At 58.4% G+C, this 17,565-nt stretch carries 15 protein-coding genes; 7 read left to right on the top strand and 8 right to left on the bottom strand.

The features are described from left to right. Positions 1 to 2 precede the first annotated feature (2 nt). Together XX99_RS11455 and XX99_RS11460 are read right to left on the bottom strand one after the other, a co-directional pair. A complete protein-coding gene (locus tag XX99_RS11455) occupies positions 3 to 992 on the bottom strand; it encodes a hypothetical protein (RefSeq protein WP_050059538.1) in 990 nt (329 codons plus the stop codon). A gap of 54 nt (positions 993 to 1,046) precedes the next feature. Further along, a complete protein-coding gene (locus XX99_RS11460) occupies positions 1,047 to 1,388 on the bottom strand; it encodes a rhodanese-like domain-containing protein (protein ID WP_050059539.1) in 342 nt (113 codons plus the stop codon). A gap of 89 nt (positions 1,389 to 1,477) precedes the next feature. On the opposite strand from XX99_RS11460, the gene XX99_RS11465 reads away from it, so the two are divergent. The 4 genes from XX99_RS11465 to XX99_RS11480 all read left to right on the top strand — a co-directional run bounded on the left by XX99_RS11465 (position 1,478) and on the right by XX99_RS11480 (position 8,067). Next, positions 1,478 to 2,878, top strand: a complete 1,401-nt coding sequence (locus XX99_RS11465) for a sigma-54-dependent transcriptional regulator (RefSeq protein WP_050059540.1) — start codon at positions 1,478 to 1,480, stop codon at positions 2,876 to 2,878. A gap of 163 nt (positions 2,879 to 3,041) precedes the next feature. Next, the gene (locus tag XX99_RS11470; RefSeq protein WP_050059541.1) at positions 3,042 to 4,952 is read left to right on the top strand and encodes a two-component system sensor histidine kinase NtrB; all 1,911 of its coding nucleotides are present in this window, start codon (positions 3,042 to 3,044) and stop codon (positions 4,950 to 4,952) included. Next, on the top strand, positions 4,949 to 5,581 hold the full coding sequence (locus XX99_RS11475; RefSeq protein WP_050059542.1) for a hypothetical protein: 633 nt from the start codon (positions 4,949 to 4,951) through the stop codon (positions 5,579 to 5,581). Before XX99_RS11470 ends, XX99_RS11475 begins: the two co-directional genes overlap by 4 nt. A 215-nt stretch (positions 5,582 to 5,796) precedes the next feature. Then, complete coding sequence (locus tag XX99_RS11480; protein WP_050059543.1) at positions 5,797 to 8,067, top strand: PQQ-binding-like beta-propeller repeat protein; 2,271 nt, start codon at positions 5,797 to 5,799, stop codon at positions 8,065 to 8,067. Positions 8,068 to 8,069: 2 nt separating this feature from the next. Here XX99_RS11480 and XX99_RS11485 read toward each other — a convergent pair whose 3' ends face one another. The 3 genes from XX99_RS11485 to XX99_RS11495 all read right to left on the bottom strand — a co-directional run bounded on the left by XX99_RS11485 (position 8,070) and on the right by XX99_RS11495 (position 12,133). Then, positions 8,070 to 8,927, bottom strand: a complete 858-nt coding sequence (locus XX99_RS11485) for an NAD(+)/NADH kinase (RefSeq protein ID WP_050059544.1) — start codon at positions 8,925 to 8,927, stop codon at positions 8,070 to 8,072. An 80-nt stretch (positions 8,928 to 9,007) separates the two neighbouring features. Continuing rightward, entirely contained in the window at positions 9,008 to 10,423 is a 1,416-nt protein-coding gene (locus XX99_RS11490; protein WP_050059545.1) for a phytoene desaturase family protein, read from the bottom strand. Positions 10,424 to 10,468: 45 nt separating this feature from the next. Beyond that, positions 10,469 to 12,133 carry a lipase maturation factor family protein gene (locus XX99_RS11495; RefSeq protein ID WP_050059546.1) on the bottom strand — a complete coding sequence of 555 codons (1,665 nt, stop codon included), beginning with the start codon at positions 12,131 to 12,133 and terminating at the stop codon, positions 10,469 to 10,471. Positions 12,134 to 12,350: 217 nt separating this feature from the next. Here XX99_RS11495 and XX99_RS11500 point away from each other — a divergent pair, with 217 nt between their 5' ends. Genes XX99_RS11500 through XX99_RS11510 form a run of 3 tightly spaced genes read left to right on the top strand, consistent with a single transcriptional unit; the run spans position 12,351 to position 14,637 of the window. Then, the gene (locus XX99_RS11500) at positions 12,351 to 13,376 is read left to right on the top strand and encodes a glycosyltransferase family 2 protein (RefSeq protein WP_050059547.1); all 1,026 of its coding nucleotides are present in this window, start codon (positions 12,351 to 12,353) and stop codon (positions 13,374 to 13,376) included. 50 nt (positions 13,377 to 13,426) lie between these two features. Further along, the gene (locus XX99_RS11505) at positions 13,427 to 14,071 is read left to right on the top strand and encodes an SIS domain-containing protein (RefSeq protein ID WP_050059548.1); all 645 of its coding nucleotides are present in this window, start codon (positions 13,427 to 13,429) and stop codon (positions 14,069 to 14,071) included. Then, positions 14,014 to 14,637 (top strand): D-glycero-alpha-D-manno-heptose-1,7-bisphosphate 7-phosphatase, encoded by a 624-nt coding sequence (locus XX99_RS11510; protein WP_050059549.1) that lies wholly within the window; start codon positions 14,014 to 14,016, stop codon positions 14,635 to 14,637. Before XX99_RS11505 ends, XX99_RS11510 begins: the two co-directional genes overlap by 58 nt. Here XX99_RS11510 and XX99_RS11515 read toward each other — a convergent pair. From XX99_RS11515 to XX99_RS11525, 3 genes are all read right to left on the bottom strand, one after another. Then, entirely contained in the window at positions 14,584 to 15,417 is an 834-nt protein-coding gene (locus XX99_RS11515; protein WP_082125500.1) for a transaldolase, read from the bottom strand. The genes XX99_RS11510 and XX99_RS11515 overlap by 54 nt on opposite strands. Positions 15,418 to 15,448: 31 nt before the next feature. Further along, the gene (locus XX99_RS11520; protein ID WP_184084899.1) at positions 15,449 to 16,255 is read right to left on the bottom strand and encodes a WecB/TagA/CpsF family glycosyltransferase; all 807 of its coding nucleotides are present in this window, start codon (positions 16,253 to 16,255) and stop codon (positions 15,449 to 15,451) included. 131 nt (positions 16,256 to 16,386) lie between these two features. Beyond that, on the bottom strand, positions 16,387 to 17,394 hold the full coding sequence (locus XX99_RS11525) for a glycosyltransferase family 2 protein (protein ID WP_082125502.1): 1,008 nt from the start codon (positions 17,392 to 17,394) through the stop codon (positions 16,387 to 16,389). Positions 17,395 to 17,565: the final 171 nt, after the last annotated feature.

A 17,565-nucleotide genomic window follows, 5' to 3' on the forward strand; every position in this document is an offset into this window, starting at 1 on the left:
GCTCAATCACAGGCTGCGGGAGGAGATGCCAGAGTCGGCGCATCTTCGCCGAAGGAATACGCGCGGGTGGCGTTGATTTTGGTCTTATCGAGCTGAACAACAACGAAGTGACCCTTGCCGAGACCGGACTTCATTCCGTTCTCAATCTCTCCAGCACTTCCCTTCAGCCAGACAGCGAAGAGTATGTCCGATTCGTGGAGCACGGGGAGGGGAGAAGTGATGGTCTGCTGCGCATTGATGAAAGGCACTCCCAGCTGCTGAAACTCACATCCTGCGTCCTTGCTTACGACTAAGGATTCGAAGTAAGGCTGGCCGCCTCCGAAGGCTTGCGGGACAGCGGGATAGAACGTGAGGGTAAAAAGATAGACGTATGCGATGAAGGAGGTGATCGTGCAGGTCACGGCCACTGCAAAGGAGACGATCTGCACTCCGGTCGCCGACCTGCCTGCATCTTGCTGCATGCGGACGAATGCCCGCTTGGACCAGAAGGCGGAGAGCGTGGCGATGCATACCGGAGAATAGATTCCGGCGGCAACGACCAAGGTTCCCAGGAATTCCTTGGGTAGGGTTCGCGTCCCCATTCGTTTCGACACGGCCCAGACGGTAATCTGACCTAGGCCGGTAGGGTCCTTGAAGCACAGCGAGGCGGATGCCGCCACCAGCAGAACGATGGGGGTAAGGGTCCACGGGGCAATCTTCCAGAAGGTGGGAAGAGTCCGGGTTCCAATTTTGCGAGAGCCTGCAACTCTCCAGGCGAAAAACATCGGGGAGAAGGCCAGCAGCAGAAAAGTAGCCAGCACCAGAATCCCGGTGAGGATCAGTTTCGGCTTCGCGAACGAGAAGTCCGTGATGCCGAGCTCATACAGGTAGGTATTGATGGCAAGCGCGCCGGTTGCATACGCCACTGCGGCGGAAACGGTCACTGCCGTAGCTACTTTGCTTAGGTCAAGCTGAGTGTCGCCAGTCTGCTGCGATGTATTGCTCTGAGCCATCGTGCCACCCCAGAATTTCCTGGCCGGAAAGAATTCCTATCCGGAGATCTTCGGTTAATACCGCGGCACAGACGGATCGATCTCCGCCGACCAGGCATCGATGCCGCCACGCATGGACTGAGCATTTTCGAAGCCCTGGTTCCGCAGCCAGACGGCCACATTCAACGAGCGCACTCCGTGATGACAGATGGTCACGATGTGCGCTTCGGGATCGAGCTCCTGAAAAGCTCTACCTGGAACGTCGCCCATAGGCATCAGCGTACTGCCCTCGATGTGTGCGGCGTCGTACTCCCAGGGCTCGCGTACATCCAGCAAAATCGGCCTGGAATGCACGTCGGCATTGGGCGGGATAGCGATGATCTGCTTCAGCTCGGCGGGGGAAATTTCGAATTCCATACGTCTCCTCAGAATACCTCGACACGGCCTCCTGAGCGCGAGAGACCATCCTTGCGTGATACAAGATAAGAAGACCCCTTAGCAGTTTTATGGCCAATCAAGAGAAAGTTCTGATCGTCGAAGATGAATTACACGCACTGACCGGTCTTGCGGAGTTGGTTTCTGGTTGGGGTTACCGCACGGATACGGCTCGGGATGGGTTGGAAGCGCTGGAGCGAGTACAAGCGTGGCAGCCGGGCATTGTCGTCACCGATTTAAAGATGCCCAGGATGGACGGACTCGAGCTGCTCGAGCGCCTCAATGAACTGAACGAGAAGCAGGCCGTGGTAGTGCTCACCGCGCAGGGCTCGATCGAGCTGGCGGTTGAAGCGATGAAGATGGGCGCCTACGACTTTTTGCAGAAGCCGGTGGACGCGACGCGGCTGCGCACCATTCTTTCCAACGCCACACGCCAGCGCGAAACCGAGCGCGAGCTCGAAGTCACACGGCGCAAGCTCCGCGATACCGGCGTGCTGGGGCCGCTGGTCGGCTCGTCAAAGAAGATGCAGGAGCTCTTTGCGCTGATCGAGCGCGTAGCTCCGTCGAATGTTTCGGTGCTGATCACCGGCGAGAGCGGGACCGGTAAGGAATTGGTCGCACGTACGCTGCATGAACTGAGCCCGCGCAAGTCGAAGCCCTTTGTCGCCGTGAACTGCGCCGCTATTCCCGAGACTCTTATCGAAAGCGAGATCTTCGGGCACGAAAAGGGCGCTTTCACTGGCGCTCTGGAACGCCGGGCGGGATGCTTCGAACTGGCCGAAGAAGGCACGCTGCTGCTCGACGAGATTGGCGAAATGCCAATCGGGACGCAAGCCAAGCTGCTTCGAGTTCTTGAAGAACGTAAGCTTCGCCGGCTGGGTAGCAAGGTCGAGTCGCCGGTGGACGTGCGCGTTCTGGCCGCGACCAACAAGGAGCCGGAGACAGCGGTCGAGGACGGACATCTTCGCGGTGATCTTTATTACCGGCTGAATGTATTTAATTTGCAGATGCCGCCCTTGCGTGAACACAAAGAGGATATTCCGTCGATCGTCGACTCCATGCTGGTGGACATGAACCGCAAGCACAACCGGCGGGTAAGCGGAGTAGGCAGCGAGATGATGTCCCGGCTGGTTGCGTATGACTGGCCGGGCAACGTGAGAGAGCTGCGCAACACCATCGAGCGCGCCGTCGTCTTATCTATGGAAGACCAGTTGGAAGCGCATCATCTTCCACCCGGCTTCGGTGTTCGAACGGTGAGGCCCTCGGGAGAAGTGGATAGTAATGCGATTCAGGTGAAGGTCGGCGCGACGGTGGACGAGGCCGAACAGCTTCTCATCTTGAAAACTCTCGAATCGACCGGCAATAACAAGACCCGAGCCGCAGAGAAACTCGGCATCAGTCTCAAGACACTCCATAATAAGTTAAAAGAATATGGCAGCAGTATCGACTCCGACGCGCCGCAGGAACAGTAAATGCGCTTCTAAAGCCTGTTAGGCTCTAAAAGTTTCCGTGGCGAAGTCAACAACCGGGTTTCCCCACCATTGCGAATCTTCGTCTTACGAGGGTTGCCGGGCTTACACTAGCGCTGGCACCTTGAAAGGGCGGAAATCGCCTTCGATATGGAGCCGACTGCGCATGCGACTTAAGACTAAACTTTCGGCCGCGATCACGCTTCTGGTCCTTGTGATAACCACCGTCCTGTCGTGGCTATACATGACCCAGTTGCTGCAGCAGCATATCGAGCAGGCCTATCAGTCGACGGACGTCATTGCCCATCAGCTTCAGTTCGCGACTCGCGAAGCTCTGGAGAATGGCCTGCGCAACCGCCAGATCAATGTGAATGATCCGGCCGCGCTGCGTTCGGCGGTGGCAGATTCGCTCCGCCGCGATCCCGGGCTCGCAGCTTTCATCAACTCGGTCATCAGCTATTCGCCCACGGTAATCGATGTCGCTATCGCCGACCGCGACGGCCGCGGAATTATCACGGCGCCCGATCCGGCACAGGAAGATCAGCTTCTTCCGGTGCGCCCCGATTACGCAACTCTGCTCAAAAGCTCGCTCTATCGAACCATCGGAGTGGTCTTCGGAGCGCCCCGTGTTTATAACCTCACGCTGGGGCTGGAGCGGGATAACCAGCCGTTTCTCACCGTACGGGTGGGCATCCGCAATACATTTCTGAAGAACGCCTTCTATCCGTGGCTGAGCGATGCATTCACGTACATTGCTCTCGCCATCGCAATCTCGCTGGTGGTGGCGGTCTTCGTGGCCAACCTTGCCTTGCAGCCGCTTGCCCAGATCAGCGCCCGCCTCGATGCATTGTCCCAGGCCGAACCGGCAGGCGAACTCGATTCGGGAGCCTCAACCGACACCGTGCTGCAGGTTTCGCACAAGATCGAACGCTTGGGCCGGCGCATGCGCAACGTCGAAGAGGTATTCTCAGCTCTGAAAGAAAACCTCGACCAGATTCTCTCCAACTTGCAGGACGGCATCATGCTGTTTACGCGGGACGCGCGTGCAGTGCTGGTTTCCCGCTCGGTGGAGCGTTTTCTCAGCGTGAACCGCGATGATGTCCTGGGCGCCGAAGTCCACGACATCTTCGACCGGCACTCGCTGTTGGGACGGACGGTGCGGCAGGCCTTCGACGCCGGCATGTCCGTCGTTCAGGAAGAGATCATCACCGAAACCGGTCGTCGCGTGGAAATTTCTCTCGACTTCATTCATGACGATCGCGCATCCGATAACGGCCAGTCGCTGGGCGCGCTCCTGACTCTGCACGATCTTGAATCGGTGCGCGAGATCGAGAGCGAGCTGGAGCTCTCGCGACGCATGGCGGCGATTGGACGGCTTACCGCCGGCGTGGGCCACGAGGTGAAGAATCCGATCAACGCCATCGTCGTCCACCTGGAGCTGCTCCGCAGCAAGATGGATTCGGAGTCCGGCGCGCTGCGGCACCTGGAGATCATCCAGAGCGAGATCCGCCGGCTGGATCGCGTGGTGCAGACGCTGGTCGATTTCTCCCGTCCGGTCGAGCTGCAGCTTCAGGAGCAGGACCTGCGCAGGATCGTGTCAAGTGTTCTCCTGCTGGCCTCCGCCGAACTGGAAACACGTAATATCCACCTGGTGAGCGAGCTGCCCGACCACCCGGTAATCGCCAAAATCGACGCTGACCTCTTCAAACAGGCGCTGCTCAACGTTGTGATCAACGGAGCACAGGCCATGAACCAGGGTGGCCAGCTTTCCGTCCGGCTCACCGAGGACGGCCGTACCGCGCGGCTGCGGATTGAAGATCAAGGGGAAGGCATTCCGGACGATATCCGGCCGCACATTTTCGATCTTTACTTCACCACGAAGCGCGAGGGAAGCGGAATCGGTCTGGCGATGACCTATCGAATTCTGCAACTTCATAACGGGCAGATTGACGTAGAATCGAAAACAAGCGTCGGCACCACCTTCACGTTGAGCATTCCCGTCGCCAGCCTGTCCGAATTAAGACTTCGCGGTTTACTGGAAACAAATTTACCTGCCTTCAAGGGACCACTGGAATGAAATCCGCACGCAAGATGGCGGCCTTCATGCTGCTAGCCACGCTTCTGGCTGGCTGCACACACAAGACCCCGGTTGTTACGCCGGTGGCGGCGCAGGCGCCACCGCTGCCGCCCAAACCTATTGGGCAGGTCGCTGCGCTTCCTCCAGTTCCCCAGCCTGAAGTACCCAAGGTCGGTCCTCCGGGATCAGATGAACCTCCTCAGCCTCCGCCCTCCAAGCCGAAGCGCACAACGCGCCGCAAGCCAACGAAACCGACAACCACCACTCCGGCTTCCGGCGACCAGACCACGGCGACGAAGGACCCGGCCAAGGAAACTCCTCCTGCCGCTGTTACCCAACAGGCTGCCGCAGGCGACGCTCCGGAAACATCTCCTATCGGCCAGCTTTCGACGGCGGGTGAGAGCACGGGCACGCCGACACGACAGACTGTTCTCGACATCATTGCGTCAACCGAGAAGGGTCTCGGCGATCTGAAACGGACGCTCTCTCCCGCCGAGCAGCAAACGACCATGCAGATTCGCACCTTTCTCGGCAAAGCCAAGCAGGCTCTCACTCAGGATGACCTTGACGGGGCGCATACTCTGGCGGTCAAGGCAAAAGTCCTGTTGGACGAGCTGACCAAGAGCTAGGGCTGTCCTTCGAAAGCAGAACATCCGCGCACATCAACCGATAGAGGCGCGGATGTTGCTTGGATCAAAATCCTCAAAAACTTGTGGCCAGTATGCATTTCTTTCGCATCTCACCCCTTTTATTGATCGCTTTTTCTGCCAGGGTTAGTTGCCGTCGAGAATGTTGAGTTCGCCGCAGACGGGCAGAACTGCAGGGAAGCGTCGATGGAGGCCCCTTGCCAAAGAATGCGCGTCTGGCTTGCTCGATTCTCTGCCTGATTCTGACAGCTTGTGGTGGATCGTCGAAATCCACCCAGACTTCCCCTCCAGCTCCGGCAGCCGATTTTTCTCTCACCGCATCTCCGGCGACGGCCGCCCTCGTCCTCGGAGGGGCTGGGCAGGCGATCAGCGTTAACGCGGTCGCGGCCAATGGCTTTACCGGAACAGTAGTGGTCGCAATCAGTGGACTTCCCACCGGCGTCACCGCAAGTCCAGCAACGCTGTCATTGACGCCCGGGACAGCGCAGAATGTGACTCTCACTGCCGGCGCGACGGCTGTGGCCGGAACCGCTACGATCACCCTGAGCGGGGTTTCGGGAACACTTGGCCATTCCGCGACTGTTGCGCTCACCGTCTCTGTTCCCGCGCCGCCGGCCGCCTTTTCGCTGAGCATCACGCCGACGGAGTCGACCATAACCGCTGGGGCAGCCGGCTCCTCTATCAGCGTATTGGCAACTGCGGCCAATGGTTTTACCAGTTCGGTGGCGGTCGCGATTACGGGGCTCCCATCAGGAGTTACTGCCAATCCCGCTACTCTGACCCTTGTACCGGGAACGGCACAGAACATCACACTCACCGCCGCGGCAACCGCGGCAGCCTCTGCATCGACGGTCACGTTCACCGGCACTTCGGGCATCCTCACCAGCGCTGCCCCACTGAACCTGACCGTACTCGCTGCGGGCACCACCGCCACTACGCCAGACGTGACGACGTATCACTATGACAATGCGCGGGACGGCTTGAATGCCCAGGAGAGCATCCTGACACTCGCAAATGTCAATTCGACGCAGTTCGGCAAGCTCGGCTTCGATACCGTCGACGGCAAGGTGGACGCGGAACCTCTGTATCTGGGAGGTGTGACCATTGGAGGAGCACTGCATAACGTTCTCTATATCGCTACCGAAAACGACAGCGTCTACGCCTTCGACGCCGATAGCGGTACGCAGCTCTGGAAGATCTCCGTTCTGGGCAGCGGAGAAGCGACTAGCGACGACCACGGATGCGGACAGATCACTCCGCAGATAGGAATCACCTCGACGCCGGTGATCGATCGCAAGCTAGGCACAAACGGCACGATCTTCGTCGTCGGCATGAGCAAAGACGGAACCGGTGCCTATCACCAGCGCCTGCACGCGTTGGACATCACGACAGGAGCGGAGATCGGCGGCAGCCCAACCGAGATCACGGCTACTTATCCGGGAACCGGAGCCAACAGCACGAATGGCAATGTGGTCTTCAACCCGGCGCAGTATGCGGAGCGTGCCGCACTGCTGTTATCGCAGGGGAACATCTACCTTGGCTGGACCTCGCACTGCGACGTTTCGCCTTATACCGGCTGGGTAATGGCCTATAGCGAGTCGACGCTGCAGCAGACGCAGGTGTTGAACGTCACTCCCAATGGCAGTGAGGGCTCGATCTGGATGAGCGGCGACGGAATGGCCGCCGACAGCAACAACAATATCTACTTGCTCGACGCGAACGGAACCTTCGATACCACGTTCACGAACGGCATTCCGGTGAACGGCGATTACGGCAATGGCATGCTGAAGCTTTCAATCACGAATGGAAAGCTGGGAGTTGCGGACTACTTCGAGACGTTCAATACGGTTAGCGAATCAGCCGACGACACCGATTTAGGATCGGGCGGTGAACTGCTGCTGCCAGATGTGGCAGATGCCGCCGGCGTTGTTCATCATCTGATCGTTGGCGCGGGCAAAGATGGGAACATCTATCTCGGCAACAGAGATGATCTGGGGCAGTTCAACCTGAACGTCTCCACCGACAGCAACATCTACCAGGAGGTTACCGGGGCGCTCTCCGGCGGAGTCTTCTCCTCACCGGCGTTCTTCAACAACACTCTTTACTACGGAGCGGTGGACGATTCCCTGAAGGCCTTCCCGGTCACGAATGCGCGTCTTGCTGCGATGGCATCGAGTCAGTCGGCGATTACCTTTCCCTACCCTGGAACCACTCCCGGCATCTCCGCGAACGGTACTCAGAATGGCATCGTATGGGCGCTCGAATCCAGCCTCACCAGTGCCTGTGTTCTGCATGCCTATGATGCCACGAACCTGGCGCATGAGCTTTACAACAGCGGACAGGCGGCGAACGCACGGGACAGCTTTGGGAACGGAAACAAGTTCATCACACCGCTGATCGTCAATGGGAAGGTGTATGTCGCAACACAGACGGGCGTGGCCGTCTTCGGGCTGCTCCCTGCCAGTTGACTCTAGCGCTCGCCCCACTTGAGCTTGGCGCGCAGGACATCGAAGAAGCTGGCGTGTCCCAAGCGAATGAGATTGACCTTGTACTCCGAGCGGCAGCAGTGCAGCTCGTCCCCGACCTTTAGCGGGATGGCCTCCTGGCCATCGACGGTGAGGAAGGTCTGGTCGGGAATGCCTTCGATATTCAGAGTCAGCCGTGCATCGCCGCGCACCACCATGGGACGGATGGTCAACAGGTGAGGGCAGACCGGCGTTACGATCAGCGCATCGACATCCGGCACCAGGATGGGACCATTCGCAGCCAGCGAATAGGCGGTCGAGCCGGTGGGTGTGGAGACGATGACACCATCGGCGCGGAAGACGGCGGCCAGCTGGTTGTCGAGCAGCACCCGGAAGTCGCCCATGCGAGCAATCGCGCCCTTGGCTACCACCACATCGTTGAGCGCCTCATGCGAAGCATAGAGCCTGCCGTCGCGCCAGAGCTCGCTGTGCAACATCGAACGCGAGTCTGTGGCAAAACACTCCGTACACCAGCCTTCGAGCGTCGAATAAAGATCGGCGAGACGGACCTCGGTGAGAAAGCCGAGCGAGCCGAGATTGACGCTGAGGATCGGCGTTCCGGTCTTCGAAAAGACCCGGGCGGCAGAGAGAAGTGTGCCGTCTCCACCCAGGACGACGACCAGAGCGGGATTCTCACCCGGAAGCAGATGGCGCGGAACGACCCGCGCTGCCTGAGTGTAGTTTCCGCTGACGGGATCGAGAATGGGGTCGAGGTCGTGAGCCTTCATCCAGAGCACGAGCTCCGGAAGCAATGTCTCCAGACCTGCTTTCTGCGGCTTTGAAATGATAGCTACTGGTCGCATGAACCTTTAGTGTACCCAAGCTGCGCGTAAAGAATATTTATGGATGCGAGGATTCGTTTCCAAAAGATTCGTCGCTGGGGTCATTTCCGATTTTTGCTTCTTCGGATGGCAAGCTCGGCCGCGTGATGACCGCACATCCCATGCACCCCGCCTCCCGGCGGCGTGGAAGCCGAGCATAGGTAAAGATTGGGATCGGATGTGGCGTACTGGCGCAGACTGGGGCGGAAGAGCAACTGTCCCGCGCTCATGGCGCCTCCGCTGATGTCACCGCCGATCAGGTTGGCGTCGCTGGACTCCAGTGTCGCCGGAGTGGAAACATGGCGCGCCAGCACACAATCCCGGAAGCCGGGAGCGAAGCGCTCGATCTGGCTCTCGATAATCTGCGTCATGTCTGCCGTGCATCCATTGGGAACGTGACAGTAGACCCAGGCCGTATGCCTGCCTTGCGGCGCGCGGGTGGGATCGAAGAGAGTGGGCTGCGCCAGAATCATGAATGGCCGGCCGCTGATGCGGCCTTTTGCCATCGCACTCTCGGAGCGCGCAATCTCTTCGAACGATCCGCCCAGGTGGATGCAGATGGCGCGGTGGCAGCCGGACGCCGTCCAAGGGATGGGTTCCGATAATGCGTAATCGATCTTGAAAACCCCCGGCCCCGGCTTGAAGCGCGTCAGTTTCTCCTGAAAGGCGGGAGTGAGCCGGCTGCCGGCAATAGACAGAAGCTGGCGCGGGCTCACGTCGCACAAGATGAGGCCGTCTTCAAGATCAGCCGCCGATGTGATCCGACTGGACAGATGGATTCGTCCGCCGAGTTCCTGCAGATGACCGGCAAGCGCATCAGGGATCGCTTGCGCGCCTCCGCGCGGCACGGGCCATCCGACCGCATGCGCCGTTGCTGCCAGTACGATGCCGACCGCCGAGCTGAGTGGTGCATCGAGGCTGAGGAAAGAATGCGCGGCAAGACCGGCAAAGAGCGCGCGAACGCGGGCGGAGCGGAAAAATAGCTTGGATAACATCGTCGCAGGCAGGACTGCCTGGGGACCGAATCGTGCCAGCAGAAACGGATGCCGTGGCAGATGCGGAACCGGACCGAGAATCTCCTCGGCGAAAGCGGGCCAGCGAGCCACGAAGGGCTCGACCATCCGCCTCCAACTTCGGCCATCTTCTCCAAACGAGTGAACGGCATCGTTCAAGTCCCGCTCGAGTACAACTGCCGTGCCGTCATCCAACGGATGAGCCAGCGGCGCAGAGCCGTGAACCCACTCCAGGCCGTGTCTGTGCAGCGGAATCGAATTGAAAAACGGCGAACCTACCGCCATGGGATGTACTGCCGATCCGAAGTCGTGGCCGAAGCCAGGCAGCGTGAGAGGCAGCGTTCGCGAGGCTCCGCCAATCTGCTCCTCAGCCTCATAGACATCGACGCTGAAACCCGCTCGAGCCAGCTCGATGGCCGCGGCAAGACCATTCGGGCCGGAACCGATGACGGAAGCTGAGCGCATAGGCTTCATTATCAGCTATGGCCGGCATCAGCTATAGGCTGGCGATCAATCATGCTGGGGCAGCGGCTGCGGCATCTGCACTACGCCCATTTTTCCATCCGGCAGGCGTGTGAGTGCCGGAGCATACAAGCCAAGAAGCTGCCGCTTCCACCAGTTCCCTGTCTGCCGCTTCTCACTCATCGAAGTAAACCAATACTGCCAAAGCAGGGCGCGCACGTACTTCGGAGGAGCTCCGGAAAATGGGTTGCCCCGAAAGAGCGCCAACACATCTTTGTCGTTTTCGAGCAGCCGCTCCTCAGTGAGAGGAACGATATTGTTTTGCTGCCAGTCTCCCAGCGAAGCGAACCAGAGGTTCCAGTCGAAGCGCGGCTGATAGGGAGCATAGATTCCCGGCCGCTCGTTGAGAGCCTGCGGCTTGTAGCGGAAGGGATAGGCCGTCCAGTGCTCTCCGTCGTTCGAGCCCTGGAATTCGATCTCGTAGCGGCCTCGGGTCATCACGGCAAAGAGCCCATATTGATTGGCGATGCGGAAGGGTTCGAGCACTCGAACGGGACCGGCTGGCAGAGGAAGAATGTGCTGCGGCATCGCGATCAGCTCGGTCGTAGTGGCGTACGCGATCCATGTGAGCATAACGGCGCAGGTGGCGAGCCGCAGCGCGTCCCAATGGCCGGCGAGACGCTGCGAGGTCGACGTGCGGCCTGCAGTTTTCTTTCGCGCCGGCCCGCCGGCAAGCAGAGAGAGAGGTGCTTCTTCCTTCGATTCTGGTTCATCTACTTGAAGATCCTCTGTCACAGGCGCGGGCGGATGCAGAAATCCTGGGATGAATCGCCGCAAAGTCCGGTCGTCGAGCAGCAGAATGCCGAGCGAGAGGACCAGGTAATTCAGGAAGGTGTAGTTCGCGGTGAGAATGACGCCGATCTCCCATGGCGTCACGATGCAGAAGCAGATGACACGCCATCGCCGCGGAAAAAACAGCAGCAGCACGACAACGAACTCCATCGCCAGCGTCGCGGCGACGGTAGCGGCGTGGAACCAGTGCGGCAGATGCTGCACGTACCATCCCACCCAGGTCGGCAGCGGACCATTCTGATAGTAGTTGTCCATGGCGGTGAAGTCGCGCCATTGCGTATCGCCGCTGAGCAGCTTCACCATGCCCGACTCGAAGTAGATGCGAAACCACTCCCACTGCAACAGGAATAGGCTGGCGCGGGAGGGCGGCGAGGCCGCTCCCCAGCCTGGGCGCAACCCTCCGGGGACAAAGAAGAGCGCCAGGAAGCCGGCCTCCAGCAGCATGCCATCCGACTGATAGCCGGAGAAGTCTCCCGCGGCGGCGACGAATGAGAGGTAGCAAGAGAAGCAGATAAAGAAGCTCAGCCTGGGCCAGAGATTCAAGAGGGCTGCAATCGATGCGATGACACCCGCCCAACAGAGCAAAAGCAGCATGGCTGAAGATGACGAGATCCACAGGAGGGTTGGCGCAAACCAGAACCGCGCCGGCCCAAGCGCGTGGCTGACCGCGTCGAGATAGTGCCCAGCGGGCAGGATGCCGTCAGGCCCGATAAGGCCGCGAGCCTGAAAGAGGAGCGAGTAGAAGGCGGAGAAGTAAATCGCCGCCAGCGCCCGCAAAAACAGCCAGCGCGGGATCAGACGGTTGGACATTCCCGACTTCGAATCGAAGAGCCAGCGTAGAACTCCGCGGGGCGATCGCATGGCTGAAGACTCAGTTGTCATCGACGCTCAGAATAACCCTTTTGCGCCGGGAATGTTGGCTACCCCGATTGCCCTATGGGTAGTCACGCTGCCTGCTTTCGGTCCTGTTTTGGAACTCTCTTGATTACAAAAGTTCAATGCTTTCCCGATTTGCTAAGGAAGTCCGATTTGAGTCTCGACTATGCTGAGGCCACTTTCACAAACATTGACATAAAGTATGTCCACAGCTCCTCAACCAGAAGCGGGGCGCGCTGTTTCGTCACCGGAAGAAGCAGCCTTCGTCACCGCGATCATCCCGACATGCGGCCGGCCCCTGCTGGCGCGTAGAGCGATTTTGAGCGCCCTCGGGCAGACTTACCGCAGCCTCGATGTTGTTCTGGTCATCGACGGGCCGGACGATCCAACCCGGGAGCTGGCCGCGGCGATGCATGAGCCACGTTTGCGGGTTATCGAATTGAAAGCCAAGGTCGGAGCTGCCGAGGCAAGAAATATTGGAGTGAACGCTGCGACCGGCGAGTGGATGGCCTTTCTCGACGATGACGATGAATGGCTGCCTCAAAAGGTGACGGAGCAGATTCAGACCGCATACGGATCTCGAGCAGTCTATCCTGTGGTCTCGTCGCCGACCATCGTTCGCACCGGAGCCTTCGACTGGATTTCGCCACGGGAGCTCTACGACTCTCGCGAGGCGATGAGCGAATTCCTCTTCTGCCGCAGGAGGTTCATCGATGGTGCGCGCTATATGCAGACGTCAACGCTCCTTACGCCGCGGAGGCTGATGCTGGACGTTCCTTTCCGGAAGGATCTCGCGCGCCACCAGGATTGGGACTGGCTTCTTCGCGCGGCAGCGCATCCTGGCGTTGAATTTCACATGCACCCTGAAGCGCTTTCCATCTTCAACGTCGAGGAAGGAAGAGCCAGCGTAGGCAGGTCATTGGACTGGGAGTTTTCACGAAGCTGGGCCCGGGAGATGCGCGGCTCATTCACACCGCGCGCGTACTCCTTCTTCCTCGCAACCGAGTGCATCTCCCGTGCGGTGAAAGCCCACGCCGGTGGCCGAGTTTACGCCAAGCTAATTTTGGAGTTTTTTTCCAAGGGCCGAGCTACGCCTCGTTCCCTGCTGAGTATCGCCAGTCTTCTTTGGATACCCGAAAGAACACGAGCGGCGATCAAGAGCCGGCTTCGAAATCTCCATCCCCATCCGTCGTCACGCCGAGACGCTCAATCGCCGCAACGAGTGTGACCGGAACCATCCTTAGTCGTACCCAACCTGAGAAAGTGAGGACCTTCCCAATGCAGATCACCGACTACACACGAAATCATCTGATCGAAACGTCGGAGCTTTCACTCAGTCTCGACGGCGAAGCCATCGACAACGTCATTTATCTTCTTCGCGACACCCGCGACCGCGGCGGACGAATCTTTTTCTTGGGAGTGGGCGGCAGCGCCGCGAATGCCAGCCACGCAGCCAACGACTTCAGAAAGATCGCAGGAATCGAATGCTACTCCCCGACGGATAATGTGGCCGAGCTGACCGCCCGCATCAACGACGACGGCTGGGATACCTGCTATGCGAATTTGCTGCTCGCCAGCCGGCTGAGTGCAGCCGACACCGTATTCATCCTTTCGGTCGGCGGCGGAAATGTGAAAGCGAATATCAGCGTCAATCTCGTCGAAAGCCTGCGGGTCGCGAAGGCGGTAGGCGCGAGCATTGCCGGAATCGTCGGCCGCGATGGCGGCTTCACCGCCAAGATGGCAGACGCATGCGTGATCATTCCCACCATCTCATCCGAAACGATCACTGCGCATACCGAATCATTTCAGGCCATCGTCTGGCATCTGATCGTGTCGCATCCGCTTTTGAAAAGGAACGAAATGAAATGGGAACGGACCAACATGGCGGGAAACGAGCAGTCTTTCTCGATCGCGACGGTGTAATCAACCGCAACGTCTGGAATCCGGCGGCGTCGCAATATGAATCGCCGCTGACGGCGGATAGATTCGAGTTGCTGCCAGGCGTTTTGCATGCGCTCATGAAATTGCAGAATGCCAATTTCCTGCTGTTTGTCGTCTCCAATCAGCCTAACTATGCCAAGGGTAAGTCCAGTCCGGAGGCGGCTTCGACGATCCATCGCAAGCTGCTTTCGAATACCTCATCGGCCGGCATCCACTTCGCCGATTGCTACTACTGCTTTCATCATCCCGACGGAAGCAATCCAAACTATTCCGGACCGTGCATCTGTCGCAAACCGTCGCCTTACTTCCTTTACCAGGCACGGCAGTCTTTTGATGTGAACCTCGCAGAGTCCTGGATGATCGGGGATCGCGAGTCGGATATGCAATGTGGAAGAAAGGCCGGAACGCGAACCATCTTCATCGACGATGCACCGGCACGGAGATGCCAAGCAGACGCAGATTATTTCGCCAAACATCTTGCCGAGGCGGCGCGCCTAATTCTTGAGCGCTCCAACTCGGCCAGGAAGCTTCGCACCTGCGGGACGTGAAAGCTGCAGAGGCATCGCGGACATCAGCGGATGAACATCGGGACGAATATGACTCTCGCCGGTATCGATGCAATAAGCAGCAATCGAGGCATCGCGGTGAAACATGGCGACCGTTTCCAGCGAATATTCTTTTAGGTCTTTCCCGATCAAGTCGAGCTTCTTGAGCAGATCTGGCGGCACGGTGATGATGTCGCATCCGGCTTCGTCGGCCTGAAAGATATTCAGCACCTCGCGCGGGCTGGCCCACAGAAGCTCCACTCTGGGCAGATGCCGGACGATGGTTACCGCGCGTTTCATGATAGGTACGGGATCCACACCGGTATCGGCAATGCGGCCGGCAAAGACGGAGACAATCGCCGGAGTTCCCGGGTACAACGCCCGAACAACCTCCTCGACTTGGCCGAGGGTGAGAATCGCCGTGATATTCAGGGCCACACCAGCGGCGGAGAGCCGGTGGATCAAAGGCCCCATGAATTTCCCTGCCGGGTTGGTCACCGGAATTTTCACATTCACGTTGGAGCCCCATCCAGCAATGGCCAAAGCCTGCGCCTCCATCTCTTCGGGATTGTCCGCGAAGACCTCGAAAGATACGGGGCGCGGATGCACCAGACACAGGAGACGGTGAGCGAAAGCCTGATAGTCGACGATTCCAGCTTTCCTCATCAGCGTCGGATTGGTGGTAAAGCCCCTGATCCAAGGATTACAGCAAAGACCTTGGATGTTATCTAAGTCCGCGCCATCGCAATACAGCTTTACGCTCAGGTTCTCAAATCTGATCATGATTTTCTTCCTCCTAAAGTGAAGAAACACCTCACTCGACTTTCTCGTTTGAACATTTCCAGTTCAATATTTGCTTTTTCGGCGAATAGTCATAGATCGAAGACGAGGCCTTGGCCAGAGAGATAAGAACCTGTTGTGCCAACTGGCCGGCGAGCAGAATGACGAATTGCAGATTTCCGATGAGGTAGCGGCGCCACAGACGCCGCGGCTCGCGTATCAGACGATAAAGCCATTCCATGCCGACTCGATGGGTCCAACGGGGCGCCCGTTTGCGCAAGCCTGCATATGTATCAAGCGCCGCTCCAACGGAAATGGCTGCCCCAATCGGAAGAGTCGGGCAATTTTCCTGCATCCATATCTCCTGTTTCGGAGCTCCGAATGCAACGCAGAGCAGATCAGGCCTGGCTTCCGCTATTAACTGGCGGATTGCGGCCAATTCGCTGGGATCATTTTCAAATCCGTGCGCCGGACAATAGCAGCCTGCTATTCGCAGCGAGGGATAACGGCGTTTCAGCTGCTCGGCCGCTCCTGCCGCTGCGTCCGATAATCCGCCGAGAAAGAAGACGCTCAGGCCGAAGCGTCCACACTCCTCACAGAGACACTCCATGAGCTCGCCGCCGGGAACACGTTCGGGAATCGGCAGGCCCAGCAATCTTGACGCCAGCACCACCGAGATGCCATCGGGAACATTCAGATCAGCGCTCGCTAGAGCGGCTCTGAACTTCGCGTTTTTGTTTGCCAGCGTCACCAGATGGGCGTTGGGGCCCATGACCAGCAAAGGAGAAGTGGATGCTCTCTGTCGCAAACGCTGGATCACCCACTGAACCGATTCAGCCATCGTCATGCGATCGATGGGAACCCTTCCGATTTCCACCCGTTGGCGTTTTTTCGGATGATCTACTGGCAGCAAAACAAGAGCGTCTGCAAAATCCCCCGGTCTTTCCGGCGGAGACGCGATAACTGCGTTACCTAGCATTGCGGCCACAGTGTTTCCTTCCTCTCCAGAAACAGGTGGGGACGGACGCCGTTCGCGATGCGATGCGAGGAGGATAACTCGTCGCGCAGACGCCCTACGAAGTAGGCAGGAGACGCTTTCACCGAAGCGCAGAGAGAGCGCACTGCCTCACCGTAGTTCCTAGCAACGAGATGGATATTAAATGCCCTCAGCCCTTCTTTAGCCTCAAACTCTCCCTTTGGAAGCAGCCCAGCCAACTGGTCGCGAATTTCGTCTACGGACTGCGGCGGACGCCGCCATAAGTAAGAAAGCAGAAGATACTGAATATAGATGCCCGCGACCATTTGCTCGCAAAGGTTCCTGGAACTTATGCTGGTTGCGCTTTGACGAAATCCGACCAGCTCTTCTGGGATGCAGTGAATGTCATAGAGCAGAGCCATGCGCCACCAGAGATCAGCGTCTTCATTATGTAATTCAAGTCTGTAACCTCCTATGCCCATGGCTTTTCGCACATTTAAGATAACGGTGGAATGACATATGGACAGGAGATAGCCATCCCGTACTATGTCGCGTAGCTCCGCGGGGGTTCCACGCGAGCAGCGAAACGAACCCACTGCGTGACCTCGCGGATGATAGTTCGCGAAAGAATAGAACATTCCTGCATCGGGATACTGTTCGATGGCGCCGAGAATCCTCTGGAGCCGATCTGGATGCGAGATATCGTCGGCGTCCTGGCGAACGAGCCAGCCGGTCTTGCATTCCTCGAGCATGCGATTGAGCGTGTAAGTCAATCCCTGATGCGGCTGGTTCAGGATACGAAGCCGCGGATCGTGGATCGACTCCAGATAGGCGAGGCTGCCGTCGGTGCCACCATCGACGATCGCCAGGATCTCGAAACAATCCGTAGTCTGGCCCAGGAGGCTAGCCATCGTCTCCGGAAGGTACGGCATTGCGTTATGAACGGGCAGACCTACGGTTATTCGATCCAACAGCCACCTCGTCCCAGCGGAGTCGTAATTCATTCGCAGCCAGTGCCGACGACAGCTTTGCGAAGAAGCTATCTCAAACAACTTAGCCTCAAAAATAGGCTATGTTGCGGCTGCATCAGCTAACTTATGTTTTGTTACGCCTATATAGCCTTAAGTACTTACCCTGCGTCAATCGCCAATAGGGTTGATTTATAACTTAGGTAA

The organism is Silvibacterium bohemicum (genome assembly GCF_001006305.1).
Classification (GTDB): Bacteria; Acidobacteriota; Terriglobia; order Terriglobales; family Acidobacteriaceae; genus Silvibacterium; species Silvibacterium bohemicum.

Bases quoted from the DNA above. Each gene is read 5' to 3' on its own strand.
- XX99_RS11485 (WP_050059544.1), bottom strand. From the start codon at position 8,927: ATGCGACCAGTAGCTATCATTTCAAAGCCGCAGAAAGCAGGTCTGGAG.
- XX99_RS11470 (WP_050059541.1), top strand. From the start codon at position 3,042: ATGCGACTTAAGACTAAACTTTCGGCCGCGATCACGCTTCTGGTCCTT.
- XX99_RS11465 (WP_050059540.1), top strand. From the start codon at position 1,478: ATGGCCAATCAAGAGAAAGTTCTGATCGTCGAAGATGAATTACACGCA.
- XX99_RS11520 (WP_184084899.1), bottom strand. From the start codon at position 16,255: ATGGCTGAATCGGTTCAGTGGGTGATCCAGCGTTTGCGACAGAGAGCA.
- XX99_RS11460 (WP_050059539.1), bottom strand. From the start codon at position 1,388: ATGGAATTCGAAATTTCCCCCGCCGAGCTGAAGCAGATCATCGCTATC.
- XX99_RS11505 (WP_050059548.1), top strand. From the start codon at position 13,427: ATGCAGATCACCGACTACACACGAAATCATCTGATCGAAACGTCGGAG.
- XX99_RS11525 (WP_082125502.1), bottom strand. From the start codon at position 17,394: ATGAATTACGACTCCGCTGGGACGAGGTGGCTGTTGGATCGAATAACC.
- XX99_RS11500 (WP_050059547.1), top strand. From the start codon at position 12,351: ATGTCCACAGCTCCTCAACCAGAAGCGGGGCGCGCTGTTTCGTCACCG.
- XX99_RS11490 (WP_050059545.1), bottom strand. From the start codon at position 10,423: ATGCGCTCAGCTTCCGTCATCGGTTCCGGCCCGAATGGTCTTGCCGCG.
- XX99_RS11455 (WP_050059538.1), bottom strand. From the start codon at position 992: ATGGCTCAGAGCAATACATCGCAGCAGACTGGCGACACTCAGCTTGAC.
- XX99_RS11510 (WP_050059549.1), top strand. From the start codon at position 14,014: ATGGGAACGGACCAACATGGCGGGAAACGAGCAGTCTTTCTCGATCGC.
- XX99_RS11495 (WP_050059546.1), bottom strand. From the start codon at position 12,133: ATGCGATCGCCCCGCGGAGTTCTACGCTGGCTCTTCGATTCGAAGTCG.
- XX99_RS11475 (WP_050059542.1), top strand. From the start codon at position 4,949: ATGAAATCCGCACGCAAGATGGCGGCCTTCATGCTGCTAGCCACGCTT.
- XX99_RS11515 (WP_082125500.1), bottom strand. From the start codon at position 15,417: ATGATCAGATTTGAGAACCTGAGCGTAAAGCTGTATTGCGATGGCGCG.